Raw genomic sequence first — 13940 nt, 5'->3', positions numbered from 1 at the left:
TTACAGCTTCATCAGGCTGGCGTCGTCGACCGAGGCCGAGTGGCGGGTACGGAACAGCGACACGATGATCGCGAGGCCCACCACGACCTCCGCGGCGGCGACGACCATCGTGAAGAAGGCGATGATCTGGCCGTCGAGGTTGCCGTGCATCCGGGAGAAGACGACGAACGCGAGGTTGCAGGCGTTCAGCATCAGCTCGATGCACATGAAGACCACGATGGCGTTGCGCCGGATCAGTACGCCGGTCGCGCCGATCGTGAACAGCAGGGCGGCGAGGTAGAGGTAGTTGACCGGGTTCACTTGGACGCCTCCTCGGGCCGCTTGAACGTCGCCGGTGCGACCGCCCTGCGCTCCAGGCGCTCCTCGGACCGCTGTTCCAGCGCCCGCAGGTCGTTCAGCGCCTCCGCGGAGACGTCCCGGACCTGGCCGCGCTCACGCAGCGTCTTGCTGACGGTCAGCTCGGAGGGGGTGCCGTCGGGGAGCAGGCCCGCGACGTCCACGGCGTTGTGCCGGGCGTAGACACCGGGAGCCGGCAGCGGCGGGATGTGGACACCCTCGCGGATGCGCTGTTCGGACAGCTCGCGCTGGGTCCTGGCGGGTTCGGTGCGCTCGCGGTGGGTGAGCACCATGGCGCCGACGGCGGCCGTGATCAGCAGGGCGCCGGTGATCTCGAAGGCGAAGACGTACTTGGTGAAGATGAGGCTCGCGAGGCCCTCCACGTTGCCGTTCGCGTTCGCCGGACCGGTGCCGGCGAACTCCTTCAGGGAGGCGTTCGCGATGCCGGCGAACAGCAGGACGCCGAAGCCGGCCCCGCACACGAGGGCCAGCCAGCGCTGGCCCTTGATGGTCTCCTTCAGCGAGTCCGCGGCCGTGACGCCGACGAGCATCACCACGAACAGGAACAGCATCATGATCGCGCCGGTGTAGACGACGATCTGCACGATCCCGAGGAAGTAGGCGCCGTTGGCGAGGTAGAAGACCGCCAGGACGATCATCGTGCCGGCGAGACAGAGCGCGCTGTGCACGGCCTTCCTCATGAAGACGGTGCACAGGGCGCCGATCACCGCGACCGTGCCGAGGACCCAGAACTGGAACGCCTCACCGGTGGAGGTCGCGTAGGCGGCGAGGTGCTGCGCGTTCATCCGCCGATCACCTTCTCCGAGGCCGGCTCCTCCTCGCCGAAGGTGGACGTGGCCTCCTGCGGGACCTCGCCCCTGGAGACGGCGGTCTGCCGGACCGTGCCGGGCGCGGCCTGCGTCACCAGGCCCCGGTAGTAGTCCTGTTCGTCCGTCCCCGGGAAGATCGAGTGGGGCGTCTCCACCATGCCCTCCTCCAGACCGGCGAGCAGCTGCTCCTTGGTGTAGATGAGGTCGGCGCGGCTGGAGTCGGCCAGTTCGAACTCGTTGGTCATCGTCAGCGCGCGCGTGGGGCACGCCTCGATGCACAGCCCGCACAGGATGCAGCGGGCGTAGTTGATCTGGTAGACGCGGCCGTACCGCTCGCCCGGCGAGTAACGCTCCTCGTCGGTGTTGTCGGCGCCCTCCACGTAGATGGCGTCGGCGGGGCAGGCCCAGGCGCACAGCTCGCAGCCGACGCACTTCTCCAGGCCGTCCGGATGGCGGTTGAGCTGGTGCCGCCCGTGGAACCGCGGAGCCGTGGTCTTCTTCTGCTCCGGGTACTGCTCGGTCAGCCGCTTCTTGAACATGGCCTTGAAGGTCACGCCGAAGCCGGCGACGGGGTTCTGGAAGCCGGGCGTGGTGTGCCCGGCCTCCTGAGGCTCCTCAGCCATCGGACGCCTCCTTTCCATCCGTAGATCCGTCACTGACAGTGTCCGGTCCACCACTGACAATCAGCTCCCGCTCGCGGTGCGGGCGGCGCCTGGGCACCGGCGGCAGCTCCTGTCCGGGCAGCGGCGGTACGGGGAACCCGCCCGCCATCGGGTCGAAGGCCGGCTGCTCCTCGGCGGCCTGTCCGCCGCTCTTCGCCTTGTCGCGGAACATGTCGGCGATGAAGGAGAGCAGCAGCAGGGCCAGGACGCCGCCGCCCACGTACAGGGCGATGTCGGCGAAGTCGTAGTTCTCGTTGTGCAGGGCCCGTACGGTCGCGACCAGCATCAGCCAGGTCACGGAGACCGGGATGAGGACCTTCCAGCCGAGCTTCATCAGCTGGTCGTAGCGGACGCGGGGCAGCGTGCCGCGCAGCCAGATGAAGAAGAACAGCAGCAGCTGCACCTTGATGACGAACCAGAGCAGCGGCCACCAGCCGTGGTTCGCGCCCGTCCAGAAGCCGCTGATCGGCCAGGGGGCGCGCCAGCCGCCGAGGAACAGGGTGGCCGACACGGCCGAGACGGTCACCATGTTGACGTACTCGGCGAGCATGAACATCGCGAACTTGATGGACGAGTACTCGGTGTTGAAGCCGCCGACCAGGTCGCCCTCGGACTCCGGCATGTCGAAGGGGGCGCGGTTGGTCTCGCCGACCATCGTGACGATGTAGAGGATGAAGGAGACCGGCAGCAGCGCGATGTACCAGCGGTCGTGCTGCTGCGCCACGATCGTGGACGTCGACATCGAGCCCGAGTACAGGAACACGGAGGCGAACGCGGCGCCCATGGCGATCTCGTAGGAGATCATCTGCGCGCAGGCGCGCAGGCCGCCCAGCAGCGGGTAGGTGGAGCCGGAGCTCCAGCCCGCCAGGACGATGCCGTAGATGCCGACGGAGGCGATCGCGAGGATGTAGAGCATCGCGATCGGCAGATCGGTCAGCTGCATCGTGGTGCGGTGGCCGAAGATCGAGATCTCGTTTCCGGCCGGTCCGAAGGGGATCACCGCGATCGCCATGAAGGCCGGGATGGCCGCGACGACCGGCGCGAGGACGTAGACGACCTTGTCCGCGCGTTTGACGATGAGGTCTTCCTTGAGCATCAGCTTCACGCCGTCGGCGAGCGACTGGAGCATGCCCCAGGGGCCGTGCCGGTTGGGGCCGATGCGCAGCTGCATCCAGGCGACGACCTTGCGTTCCCAGACGATGGAGAACAGCACGGTCACCATCAGGAACGCGAAGCAGAACACCGCTTTGACGACGACCAGCCACCAGGGGTCGCGGCCGAACATCGAGAGGTCTTCAGCGGCCAGGTACCCGCTCATGCCTCCACCTCCTTGGGGGCCTCGCCGGCGAGTGCCGCCGGGCCGATGCGGACGAGGGAGCCGGGCCGGGCCCCGGTGCCGGAGGCCACGCCGGGGCCGGTGGAGTTCAGCGGGAGCCAGACCACCCGGTCGGGCATGTCGGTGACCTGGAGGGGGAGTTCCAGGGAGCCGGTGGGGCCGGTGACGGCCAGTAGGCCGCCGTTCACGACGCCGGCCTCGGCGGCCGTCGCGGCGGACACGCGCGCGTGGGCGGCGTGCCGGGTGCCGGCGAGCGCCTCGTCGCCCTGCTGGAGGACGCCTTGGTCGAGCAGCAGCCGGTGCCCGGCGAGCACCGCTTCACCGGCGGCCGGGCGGGGCAGTACGCCCGCGGACTCCGTGGGTGCGGCGGCGCCGGGGCCGTTCCAGGGGCCGAGCCGGTCGATCTCCGCGCGCGTGGTGCGCAGGTCGGGCAGCCCCAGGTGGACGTCCATGGCGTCGGCGAGCATGTGCAGCACGCGCGTGTCGGCCGGCGCGAGCCGGCGGGTCATCTGGTCGGGCTTGAGCGCGGCCTCGAAGAAGCGCACCCTGCCCTCCCAGTTGAGGAAGGTGCCCGCCTTCTCGGGGACCGCGGCGACCGGCAGGACGACGTCGGCGTGCTCGGTGACCTCGCTGGGCCGCAGTTCGAGCGACACCAGGAAGCCGACGTTCGCGAAGGCCTCACGCGCGCCTGCCGGGTCGGGAAGGTCGGCCACCTCCACACCGGCGACCAGGAGTGCGGACAGTTCACCGCTGGCGGCGGCCTCCACCATCTGGTGGGTGTCGCGGCCGTAGCGGGACGGGAGTTCGGCGAGGCCCCAGACGGCGGCGACCTCCTCCCGCGCGCGCGGGTCGGTCGAGGGGCGGCCTCCCGGCAGCAGCGACGGCAGGGCACCGGCCTCGACGGCGCCGCGCTCGCCGGCCCGGCGCGGGATCCACACCAGTTCGGCGCCGGTCGCGGTGGCGGCGCGCAGCGCGGCGGTGAGGCCGCCCGCGACGCCGGCCAGCCGCTCGCCCACGATGATGACCGCGCCCTGCGTGCGCAGTGCCTCGGCGGCGTGGGAGCCGGGCTCCTCCAGGCCGGTGCCGCTCGCGAGGGCGTCCAGCCACTCGGGCTCGGTGCCGGGCGCGGCCGGCAACAGCAGGCCGCCCGCCTTCTGAAGGCCCCGGGTGGCGTGGGTGGCCAGCGAGAACACCCGCTGCTTGCGTGTGCGCCAGGCCTTGCGCAGCCGCAGGAAGACGCCGGGCGCCTCCTCCTCCGACTCGAAGCCGACGAGCAGGACGGCGGGCGCGTTCTCCAGGGAGGTGTACGTGACGCCCGTACCGTCGAGGTCACGGCCGCGGCCGGCCACCCGGGCCGCCAGGAAGTCGGCCTCCTCGCCGCTGTGCACGCGCGCGCGGAAGTCGATGTCGTTCGTGTCGAGCGCCACGCGCGCGAACTTGCTGTACGCGTAGGCGTCCTCGACGGTGAGCCGGCCGCCGGTGAGGACGCCGGCCCGGGAGCGGGCGGCGCTCAGACCCTGTGCGGCCGCCTGGAGCGCCTCGGGCCAGGAGGCGGGTTCCAGGACGCCGTCGGCGTTGCGGACCAGCGGGGTGTCGAGCCGGTCGCGCTGCTGGGCGTACCGGAACGCGAAGCGTCCCTTGTCGCAGATCCACTCCTCGTTGACCTCGGGGTCGTCGGCGGCGAGCCGCCGCATGACCTTGCCGCGCCGGTGGTCGGTGCGGGTGGCGCAGCCGCCGGAGCAGTGCTCGCAGACCGAGGGGGAGGAGATGAGGTCGAAGGGGCGGGAGCGGAAGCGGTAGGCGGCCGAGGTGAGGGCGCCGACGGGGCAGATCTGGATGGTGTTGCCGGAGAAGTACGACTCGAACGGGTCGCCCTCACCGGTGCCGACCTGCTGGAGCGCGCCCCGCTCGACCAGTTCGATCATCGGGTCGCCCGCGACCTGGTTGGAGAAGCGGGTGCAGCGGGCGCACAGCACGCACCGCTCGCGGTCGAGCAGGACCTGGGCGGAGATCGCTACGGGCTTCTCGTAGGTGCGCTTCCTGCCCTCGAAGCGGGACTCGGCGTTGCCGTGCGACATGGCCTGGTTCTGGAGCGGGCACTCGCCGCCCTTGTCGCAGACCGGGCAGTCCAGCGGGTGGTTGATGAGCAGCAGCTCCATCACCCCGTGCTGGGCCTTCTCGGCGACCGGTGAGGTGAGGTGGGTCTTGACGACCATGCCGTCGGTGCACGTGATCGTGCAGGACGCCATCGGTTTGCGCTGGCCCTCGACCTCGACGATGCACTGGCGGCAGGCGCCGGCCGGGTCCAGCAGGGGGTGGTCGCAGAACCGCGGGATCTCGATGCCGAGCTGCTCGGCGGCCCGGATGACCAGGGTGCCCTTGGGCACGCTGATCTCGGCGCCGTCGATCGTCAGCGTGACGAGGTCCTCCGGTGGAACCGCCGGCCGGCCCCCCGGGGTGGAGGCGCTGGTGGTCACGGTCATGCGTTCACCTCCGGGCGGTCCGCCCAGGCCGTCGACTTGGCCGGGTCGAAGGGGCAGCCCCGGCCCGTGATGTGCTGCTCGTACTCCTCGCGGAAGTACTTGAGCGAGGAGAAGATCGGGGATGCGGCGCCGTCACCGAGGGCGCAGAAGGACTTGCCGTTGATGTTGTCGGCGATGTCGGCGAGCTTGTCGAGGTCGGACATGCCGCCCTTGCCGGCCTCGATGTCCCGCAGCAGCTGCACCAGCCAGTACGTCCCCTCGCGGCAGGGGGTGCACTTGCCGCAGGACTCGTGGGCGTAGAACTCCGTCCAGCGGGTCACCGCCCGCACCACGCAGGTCGTCTCGTCGAAGCACTGCAAGGCCTTCGTGCCGAGCATGGAGCCCGCGGCGCCCACCCCTTCGTAGTCGAGGGGGACGTCGAGGTGCTCGTCGGTGAACATGGGTGTCGAGGAGCCGCCCGGTGTCCAGAACTTCAGGCGGTGCCCGGGCCGCATGCCGCCGCTCATGTCGAGGAGCTGGCGCAGGGTGATGCCGAGCGGGGCCTCGTACTGGCCGGGGCTCGCGACGTGGCCGCTGAGCGAGTAGAGCGTGAAGCCCGGGGACTTCTCACTGCCCATCGACCTGAACCATTCCTTGCCGTTCTGGAGGATGGCGGGAACCGACGCGATCGACTCGACGTTGTTCACCACGGTGGGACAGGCGTAGAGGCCTTCGACCGCGGGGAAAGGGGGACGGAGTCGGGGCTGGCCGCGGCGGCCTTCGAGCGAGTCGAGCAGCGCGGTCTCCTCACCGCAGATGTACGCGCCGGCGCCCGCGTGCACGGTGAGTTCGAGGTCGAGTCCGCTGCCCAGGATGTTCTCTCCGAGGTAGCCGGCCTCGCGGGCCTCGCGCACGGCCTCGTGCAGCCGCCGCAGCACGGGGACGACCTCGCCCCGCAGATAGATGAAGGCGTGCGACGACCTGATGGCGTAGCACGCGATCACGATGCCCTCGATGAGGCTGTGCGGGTTCGCGAACAGGAGCGGGATGTCCTTGCAGGTGCCCGGCTCCGACTCGTCGGCGTTGACCACCAGATAGTGCGGTTTCCCGTCACCCTGCGGGATGAACTGCCATTTCATCCCGGTCGGGAATCCCGCGCCGCCGCGGCCGCGCAGCCCGGAGTCCTTGACGTACGCGATGAGGTCGTCGGGGGACATGGCGAGCCCCTTGCGGAGCCCCTCGTACCCGTCGTGCCTGCGGTAGACGTCCAGGGTCCAGGACCGGTCCTCGTCCCAGAAGGCCGACAGCACGGGTGCGAGCAGCTTCTCCGGGCTGGTGTCCTTCACCTCGGATTGCACGGTCATCACTCCCCCTCCTCGGCGGTGGGCCCTGCCGGGTGGGCGGGGTCGGAGGCCGATGTGTCCTGCGGCGCGTCGTGGGAACTGAGGTGCTCGGCCGGCGACGGCCCGTGCGCCGCCCGGTCGTGCGGTTCCCCGGACGCTCCCGTCCGGTGCGGGCCGCCGTCCCGCGGATGCACCACGCGCGCCGGTTCGGCCTCTCCCCTGGCCAGGCGGAGGCCCACCAGCGACGCGGGTCCCGCGCTGCCGCCCTCCTCGACGGCACCGGGCCGCTCGTCGGGGAAGCCGGCCAGGATCCGGGCGGTCTCCTTGAAGGTGCACAGCCGGGCGCCGCGCGTGGGCTGTACGGGCCGTCCCGCGCGGAGGTCGTCGACCAGGCGCCGGGCGCTGTCGGGGGTCTGGTTGTCGAAGAACTCCCAGTTGACCATCACGACCGGCGCGAAGTCGCAGGCCGCGTTGCACTCGATGTGCTCCAGGGTGACCTTGCCGTCGTCGGTGGTCTCGCCGTTGCCGACGCCCAGGTGCTCCTGGAGGGTCTCGAAGATGGTGTCGCCGCCCATGACCGCGCAGAGCGTGTTGGTGCACACGCCGACCTGGTAGTCGCCGGACGGCCGGCGCCGGTACATGGTGTAGAAGGTGGCGACGGCGGTGACCTCGGCGGTGGTCAGGCCGAGCATGTCCGCGCAGAAGTGCATGCCGGTGCGCGTGACGTGGCCCTCCTCCGACTGCACGAGGTGGAGCAGCGGCAGCAGGGCGGACCGGGAGTCGGGGTAGCGGGCGATCAGCTCGCGCGCGTCCGCCTCCAGCCGGGTCCGGACGTCGTCCGGGTACGCGGGGGCGGGCAGTGCGGGCATGCCCAGGCTGACGCCCCGCTCCGAGGAAGAGGTGGTCACCGGTCGACGCCTCCCATCACGGGGTCGATGGATGCCACGGCGACGATGACGTCGGCGACCTGGCCGCCTTCGCACATCGCCGCCATGGCCTGAAGGTTGGTGAAGGACGGGTCGCGGAAGTGGACCCGGTAGGGGCGGGTGCCGCCGTCGGACACGGCGTGCACGCCGAGTTCGCCCTTGGGTGATTCCACGGCCGCGTACGTCTGTCCCGGCGGGACGCGGAAGCCCTCGGTGACCAGCTTGAAGTGGTGGATCAGGGCCTCCATGGAGGTGCCCATGATCTTTTTGATGTGGTCGAGGGAGTTGCCGAGTCCGTCCGGTCCCAGGGCGAGCTGGGCGGGCCAGGCGATCTTCTTGTCGGCGACCATGACGGGGCCGGGCTCGAGCCGGTCCAGGCACTGCTCGATGATCCTCAGCGACTGGCGCATCTCCTCCAGGCGGATGAGGAAGCGGCCGTAGGCGTCGCAGCTGTCGGTGGTGGGGACGTCGAAGTCGTACGTCTCGTAACCGCAGTACGGCTGGGCCTTGCGCAGGTCGTGGGGCAGGCCGGTGGAGCGCAGGATCGGGCCGGTGGCGCCGAGGGCCATGCAGCCGGCCAGGTCGAGGTAGCCGACGTCCTGCATACGGGCCTTGAAGATGGGGTTCCCGGTGGCGAGCTTGTCGTACTCCGGGAGGTTCTTGGTCATCTTCTTCACGAACTCGCGGATCTGGTCCACCGCGCCGGGCGGGAGGTCCTGGGCGAGTCCGCCGGGCCGGATGTACGCGTGGTTCATGCGCAGGCCCGTGATCAGCTCGTAGAGGTCGAGAATCATTTCACGATCACGGAAGCCGTAGATCATGATCGTGGTGGCGCCCAGCTCCATGCCGCCGGTGGCGATGCACACCAGGTGGGAGGAGAGCCGGTTCAGCTCCATCAGCAGCACCCGGATGATCGTGGCGCGTGCGGTGATCCGGTCCTCGATGCCGAGGAGCTTCTCGACGGCGAGGCAGTAGGCGGTCTCGTTGAAGAAGGACGTCAGGTAGTCCATGCGCGTGACGAAGGTGGTGCCCTGCGTCCACGTGCGGTACTCGAGGTTCTTCTCGATGCCGGTGTGCAGGTAGCCGATGCCGCAGCGGGCCTCGGTGACCGTCTCGCCGTCGATCTCGAGGATGAGGCGGAGCACTCCGTGGGTGGAGGGGTGCTGGGGACCCATGTTGACGACGATGCGTTCGTCGTCGGCGCGGGCCGCGGACTGGACGACCTCGTCCCAGTCGCCACCGGTGACCGTGTAGACGGTGCCCTCGGTGGTCTCGCGCGCCGAGGCGGCGGAGGCCGCCGATGCTGACTGCGTGCTCACGAGTACGACCTCCGCTGGTCCGGAGACGGGATCTGGGCGCCCTTGTACTCGACGGCGATGCCGCCGAGGGGGTAGTCCTTGCGCTGGGGGTGGCCCTGCCAGTCGTCCGGCATCATGATCCGGGTGAGGGCCGGGTGACCGTCGAAGACGATCCCGAAGAAGTCGTAGGTCTCGCGCTCGTGCCAGTCGTTCGTCGGGTAGACGGAGACCAGGGACGGGATGCGCGGGTCGCTGTCGGGGGCGGCGGCTTCGAGGCGGATCAGCCGGTTGTGGGTGATCGAGCGCAGGTGGTAGACGGCGTGGAGTTCGCGGCCCTTGTCCTCGGGGTAGTGGACGCCGCTGACGCCGGTGCACAGTTCGAAGCGCAGCGCCGGGTCGTCGCGCAGGGTGCGGGCGACGAGGAGCAGGTGCTCGCGTTCGATGTGGAAGGTCAGCTCGCCGCGGTCGACGACCGTCCTGTCGATGGCGTTGTCCGGGAGGAGTCCCTGTTCCTCCAGGGCGCCTTCCAGTTCGTCGGCGACCTCGTCGAACCAGCCGCCGTAGGGGCGGGCCGTCGGTCCCGGGAGTCGGACCGAGCGGACCAGGCCGCCGTAGCCGGAGGTGTCGCCGCCGTTGTCGGCGCCGAACATGCCGCGCTGGACGCGGATCTCCTCGCCGCCCTGGCCGCGCCGGCCGGGGAGGTTGGCGGCGGAGAGGTCGTTCTCGGGGTTGGCCCCGTTCCCCGTCCCGTTCGCCCCGCCGGTGCCGCCGTTCGCGGCGGCGCCGTGGGTGCCGTTCGCGTCGCTCACCGCAGCAGCCCCTTCATCTCGATCGTGGGCAGGGCCTTGAGGGCCGCCTCCTCCGCCTCGCGGGCCGCTTCCTCGGCGTTCACGCCGAGCTTGGCGGACCGGATCTTCTGGTGGAGCTTGAGGATCGCGTCCATCAGCATCTCGGGGCGGGGCGGGCAGCCCGGCAGGTAGATGTCGACCGGCACGATGTGGTCGACGCCCTGGACGATCGCGTAGTTGTTGAACATGCCGCCCGAGGAGGCGCAGACGCCCATGGAGATCACCCACTTGGGGTTGGGCATCTGGTCGTAGACCTGCCTCAGGACCGGCGCCATCTTCTGGCTGACCCGGCCGGCGACGATCATCAGGTCGGCCTGGCGCGGTGAGCCGCGGAAGACCTCCATGCCGAAGCGGGCCAGGTCGTAGCGGCCGGCGCCGGTGGTCATCATCTCGATGGCGCAGCAGGCGAGGCCGAAGGTGGCCGGGAAGACGGACGCCTTGCGCACCCAGCCCGCGGCCTGCTCGACGGTGGTGAGCAGGAATCCGCTCGGCAGCTTTTCTTCGAGTCCCATGTCTTTAAAGGCCCCTCAGTCCCATTCCAGGCCGCCGCGCCGCCATACGTACGCGTACGCGACGAAGACGGTGAGCACGAAGAGCAGCATCTCCACGAGCCCGAAGATCCCCAGGGCGTCGAAGGTGACGGCCCAGGGGTAGAGGAAGACGATCTCGATGTCGAAGACGATGAAGAGCATCGCCGTCAGGTAGTACTTGATGGGGAAGCGCCCGCCGCCGGCCGGCGTGGGGGTCGGCTCGATGCCGCACTCGTAGGCTTCGAGCTTGGCGCGGTTGTACCGCTTCGGACCGATCAGCGTGGCCATGACCACGGAGAAGATCGCAAAGCCTGCCCCGAGGGCTCCCAGTACGAGGATGGGCGCATACGCGTTCACCGCTCCTCGCTCCTCTCAGTCGGCGCTGACTGCTGGCGGTTACCGGGCTCACGTCCGTCTCACCGGTCCCACGAGCCCCGCTCGTCCCGGGCGAAGATCGAGAACATGTGAAGCAGGTCACAAGCCCAACTGCCTCGCATCTTATGCCTGCCGCTCTGTGATCTGCGACACGGGGTATTCCACAAGCTTTGTGATCTCCACCACCTGACGAAGGATCATGAAGCCGGATGATGGGTGATCTTCGTACGCGAAGCGTTCAGTTGATCACCAGAAGTGACATTTCCGCTCGTCATCGCAGGCCGGAGGGGTCGTCTCCATATCAAGAGGCTTCCGATGCATGCAAATTGGTGCTGGACGGGCGGGGGCTGATAGGGGGCCCCGTTCACACGTCAGAGGGAGAGGAGGGGCGGGGTGTGGACGCGGGGCCGGAGCGTGTGCGCGCGTTCACCAGTCGCACGCGTACGGGACGCCGCGGTTCCGGTGACCGTTCCGTGACCTCCGCCACACCGATGAAGGGGCCGTAAGAACCGGGCTTGGCCAACGACCCTCACCGGTGGTAGGTGCGGGGCAATCCGGACTTAATGATCAAAGACCGTGATCAAGGGCTTGATCGTGACAGTCCGCAATGTCCGTTAGGGCGTCAATAAAGAGCGACACGCCCGGCATTACGGGGTTCGATTGAGCAACTGTGGCGCACCACACGTTTTTTGAAGATATGAAGGAGCCCCTGGTACCGGTTGTTCCCATGTCCCACACCGCTCACATACGCAGCCACCGGAAGCCCCGCCGCAGCGCGTCGACCCTCGCGATGCGGGCCGGAGTCGCCGGTGGTGTCCTCGGCACCCTGGCGGTCGCCGGGGCGTCCGGCTCGGCGAACGCGGCCGAGCCGGTGACGCAGACGCTCGAACTGCCCACCCTGACGGCCGACCTGGCCGTCCAGGCCGCCCAGTCCGCGGACGCCACCCAGCAGGCCGCCGCGAACTACCAGTTGCAGGCCGAGCGTGACGCGGCTGCCGCAAAGGCCGCGAAGCAGGCCAAGGCGGACCTCGCCGATGCCAGGCAGAAGGCGGCCGAGGCCAAGAAGAAGGCCGACGAGACCGCCCGCAAGGAGGCCGCCGCACGCGCCTCGCGCACCGCGGTGCGGACGACGCTGTCCACCACGGCGGGCAGCGGCACCGGCACCACGAACACCTCCACGTCCACGTCCACCGGCACCTCGACCTCCACCGGCACGTCCACGGCCACCGGTTCGGCCGCGTCCGTCATCGACTTCGTCAAGGCGCAGGTCGGCAAGGCGTACGTCTCCGGCGCCACCGGCCCGTCCGCCTACGACTGCTCCGGCCTGGTCCAGACGGCCTTCCGGCAGGTCGGCATCAGCCTGCCGCGCGTCTCCCAGGACCAGTCGACCGCCGGCACCCAGGTCTCGCTGGACAGCCTTCAGCCGGGCGACATCCTGTACTGGGGCAGCGCGGGCAGCGCGTACCACGTCGGGGTGTACGTCGGCGGCGGCATGTTCGTCGGCGCGCAGAACCCCTCCACCGGCGTCGTGGAGCGCCCCCTGTCGTACGACCCGCCCACCGGCGCCGTGCGGGTGCTCTGAGCGCCTCCGGCACCTCTCACACGCGCGTGAGGGCCGCAGCCCCTTCTCGGGGGCTGCGGCCCTCACGTCGTCCCCGGGTGCGCCCGGGGCCGGCTCAGGGACGGCTCACGCCTTCGGGGCCACCCTGCTCAGGCCGTTGATGATGCGGTCCATCGCGTCGCCGCCCGTCGGGTCGGTGAGGTTCGCGAGGAGCTTCAGGGTGAACTTCATCAGCATCGGGTGCGTCAGGCCGCGCTGGGCGGCGATCTGCATGACCTTCGGGTTGCCGATGAGCTTCACGAAGGCGCGGCCCAGGGTGTAGTAGCCGCCGTAGGTGTCCTTCAGGACGCGCGGGTAGCGGGTCAGGGCGATCTCGCGCTGGGCGGGCGTGGCCCGCGCGTGGGCCTGGACGATGACGTCGGCGGCGATCTGGCCGGATTCCATGGCGTAGGCGATGCCCTCGCCGTTGAAGGGGTTCACCAGGCCGCCGGCGTCGCCCACGAGCAGCAGCCCGCGCGTGTAGTGCGGCTGGCGGTTGAAGGCCATGGGGAGGGCCGCGCCGCGGATCGGGCCGGTCATGTTCTCGGGGGTGTACCCCCAGTCCTGCGGCATGGAGGCGCACCACGCCTTGAGGACCTCGCGCCAGTCCAGCTCCTTGAAGGAGGCGGAGGTGTTCAGGACGCCGAGGCCGACGTTGGAGGTGCCGTCGCCCATGCCGAAGATCCAGCCGTAACCGGGCAGCAGGCGGTCCTGGGCGCCGCGCCGGTCCCACAGCTCCAGCCAGGACTCCAGGTAGTCGTCGTCGTGGCGCGGCGAGGTGAAGTACGTGCGCACGGCGACGCCCATGGGGCGGTCCTCGCGGCGGTGCAGGCCCATCGCGAGGGACAGGCGGGTGGAGTTGCCGTCGGCGGCGACGACGAGCGGCGCGCGGAAGGTGACCTCGCGCTTCTCCTCGCCGAGCCTGGCGGTGACACCGGTGATGCGGCCGGTGCGCTCGTCGAGGACCGGCTCGCCCACGTTGCAGCGCTCGTACAGGCGGGCGCCGGCCTTCTGGGCGTTGCGGGCGAGCTGCTCGTCGAAGTCGTCGCGCTTGCGGACGAGTCCGTAGTCCGGGAAGGAGGCGAGATCCGGCCAGTCGAGCTGGAGGCGGGAGCCGCCGCCGATGATGCGCAGGCCCTTGTTGCGCATCCAGCCGGCCTCCTCGGAGATGTCGATCCCCATGGTGACGAGCTGCTTGACCGCGCGCGGGGTGAGGCCGTCGCCGCACACCTTCTCGCGCGGGAACGCGGTCTTCTCCAGCAGCAGGACGTCGAGGCCGGCCTTGGCGAGGTGGTACGCGGTCGTGGAGCCGGCTGGCCCCGCGCCCACGACGATCACATCGGCGGTGTGGTCGGAGAGGGGCTCGGTCACGGCGGGATCTCCCCAGAGGTTCG

The 13940-nt window shown here is 70.0% G+C and carries 13 protein-coding genes; 1 reads left to right on the top strand and 12 read right to left on the bottom strand.

All coding sequences use genetic code 11. The features are described 5' to 3' along the window. The 11 genes from nuoK to AB0F03_RS16560 are packed head-to-tail and all read right to left on the bottom strand — an operon-like array spanning position 1 to position 10928. Entirely contained in the window at positions 1 to 300 is a 300-nt protein-coding gene (gene nuoK, locus AB0F03_RS16610; protein WP_073901863.1) for an NADH-quinone oxidoreductase subunit NuoK, read from the bottom strand. Then, positions 297 to 1142 (bottom strand): NADH-quinone oxidoreductase subunit J, encoded by an 846-nt coding sequence (locus AB0F03_RS16605; protein WP_361991776.1) that lies wholly within the window; start codon positions 1140 to 1142, stop codon positions 297 to 299. Before AB0F03_RS16605 ends, nuoK begins: the two co-directional genes overlap by 4 nt. Next, the gene (gene nuoI / locus AB0F03_RS16600; protein WP_361991773.1) at positions 1139 to 1789 is read right to left on the bottom strand and encodes an NADH-quinone oxidoreductase subunit NuoI; all 651 of its coding nucleotides are present in this window, start codon (positions 1787 to 1789) and stop codon (positions 1139 to 1141) included. Before nuoI ends, AB0F03_RS16605 begins: the two co-directional genes overlap by 4 nt. After that, positions 1782 to 3146, bottom strand: a complete 1365-nt coding sequence (nuoH, locus tag AB0F03_RS16595; protein WP_361991770.1) for an NADH-quinone oxidoreductase subunit NuoH — start codon at positions 3144 to 3146, stop codon at positions 1782 to 1784. Before nuoH ends, nuoI begins: the two co-directional genes overlap by 8 nt. Next, positions 3143 to 5647: an NADH-quinone oxidoreductase subunit G gene (locus AB0F03_RS16590; protein ID WP_361991768.1), complete on the bottom strand. Its 2505-nt coding sequence runs from the start codon at positions 5645 to 5647 to the stop codon at positions 3143 to 3145. The genes nuoH and AB0F03_RS16590 overlap by 4 nt, the downstream gene beginning before the upstream one ends. Beyond that, positions 5644 to 6993: an NADH-quinone oxidoreductase subunit NuoF gene (gene nuoF, locus AB0F03_RS16585; RefSeq protein ID WP_361991765.1), complete on the bottom strand. Its 1350-nt coding sequence runs from the start codon at positions 6991 to 6993 to the stop codon at positions 5644 to 5646. The genes AB0F03_RS16590 and nuoF overlap by 4 nt, the downstream gene beginning before the upstream one ends. Beyond that, complete coding sequence (gene nuoE / locus AB0F03_RS16580) at positions 6990 to 7877, bottom strand: NADH-quinone oxidoreductase subunit NuoE (RefSeq protein WP_361991762.1); 888 nt, start codon at positions 7875 to 7877, stop codon at positions 6990 to 6992. The genes nuoF and nuoE overlap by 4 nt, the downstream gene beginning before the upstream one ends. Next, positions 7874 to 9214, bottom strand: coding sequence for an NADH-quinone oxidoreductase subunit D (locus tag AB0F03_RS16575; protein ID WP_361991760.1), 1341 nt, complete (start codon positions 9212 to 9214; stop codon positions 7874 to 7876). The genes nuoE and AB0F03_RS16575 overlap by 4 nt, the downstream gene beginning before the upstream one ends. Next, complete coding sequence (locus tag AB0F03_RS16570; RefSeq protein WP_361991758.1) at positions 9211 to 10002, bottom strand: NADH-quinone oxidoreductase subunit C; 792 nt, start codon at positions 10000 to 10002, stop codon at positions 9211 to 9213. Before AB0F03_RS16570 ends, AB0F03_RS16575 begins: the two co-directional genes overlap by 4 nt. Next, positions 9999 to 10553: an NADH-quinone oxidoreductase subunit B family protein gene (locus tag AB0F03_RS16565; RefSeq protein ID WP_318201968.1), complete on the bottom strand. Its 555-nt coding sequence runs from the start codon at positions 10551 to 10553 to the stop codon at positions 9999 to 10001. The genes AB0F03_RS16570 and AB0F03_RS16565 overlap by 4 nt, the downstream gene beginning before the upstream one ends. Positions 10554 to 10568: 15 nt before the next feature. Further along, positions 10569 to 10928, bottom strand: a complete 360-nt coding sequence (locus AB0F03_RS16560) for an NADH-quinone oxidoreductase subunit A (protein WP_003992243.1) — start codon at positions 10926 to 10928, stop codon at positions 10569 to 10571. A gap of 745 nt (positions 10929 to 11673) precedes the next feature. Between AB0F03_RS16560 and AB0F03_RS16555 the strand changes: the two genes are divergently transcribed. Continuing rightward, positions 11674 to 12528 (top strand): C40 family peptidase, encoded by an 855-nt coding sequence (locus AB0F03_RS16555; protein ID WP_361991754.1) that lies wholly within the window; start codon positions 11674 to 11676, stop codon positions 12526 to 12528. Between the two features lie 105 nt (positions 12529 to 12633). On the opposite strand, the gene AB0F03_RS16550 is transcribed toward AB0F03_RS16555, so the two are convergent. Next, positions 12634 to 13917: a geranylgeranyl reductase family protein gene (locus tag AB0F03_RS16550; protein ID WP_361991751.1), complete on the bottom strand. Its 1284-nt coding sequence runs from the start codon at positions 13915 to 13917 to the stop codon at positions 12634 to 12636. Positions 13918 to 13940 lie beyond the last annotated feature (23 nt).

Origin of the sequence: Streptomyces sp. NPDC028722 (genome assembly GCF_040637655.1) — a bacterium.
Classification (GTDB): domain Bacteria; phylum Actinomycetota; class Actinomycetes; order Streptomycetales; family Streptomycetaceae; genus Streptomyces.
The sequence above is the reverse complement of the archived record's forward strand: the minus strand, read 5'-3'. Positions and strand labels throughout refer to the sequence as shown.

Coding starts and splice junctions, on each gene's coding strand:
- nuoH (WP_361991770.1), bottom strand. CDS start 3,146: ATGAGCGGGTACCTGGCCGCTGAAGACCTCTCGATGTTCGGCCGCGAC.
- AB0F03_RS16565 (WP_318201968.1), bottom strand. CDS start 10,553: ATGGGACTCGAAGAAAAGCTGCCGAGCGGATTCCTGCTCACCACCGTC.
- AB0F03_RS16605 (WP_361991776.1), bottom strand. CDS start 1,142: ATGAACGCGCAGCACCTCGCCGCCTACGCGACCTCCACCGGTGAGGCG.
- AB0F03_RS16555 (WP_361991754.1), top strand. CDS start 11,674: ATGTCCCACACCGCTCACATACGCAGCCACCGGAAGCCCCGCCGCAGC.
- nuoI (WP_361991773.1), bottom strand. CDS start 1,789: ATGGCTGAGGAGCCTCAGGAGGCCGGGCACACCACGCCCGGCTTCCAG.
- AB0F03_RS16590 (WP_361991768.1), bottom strand. CDS start 5,647: ATGACCGTGACCACCAGCGCCTCCACCCCGGGGGGCCGGCCGGCGGTT.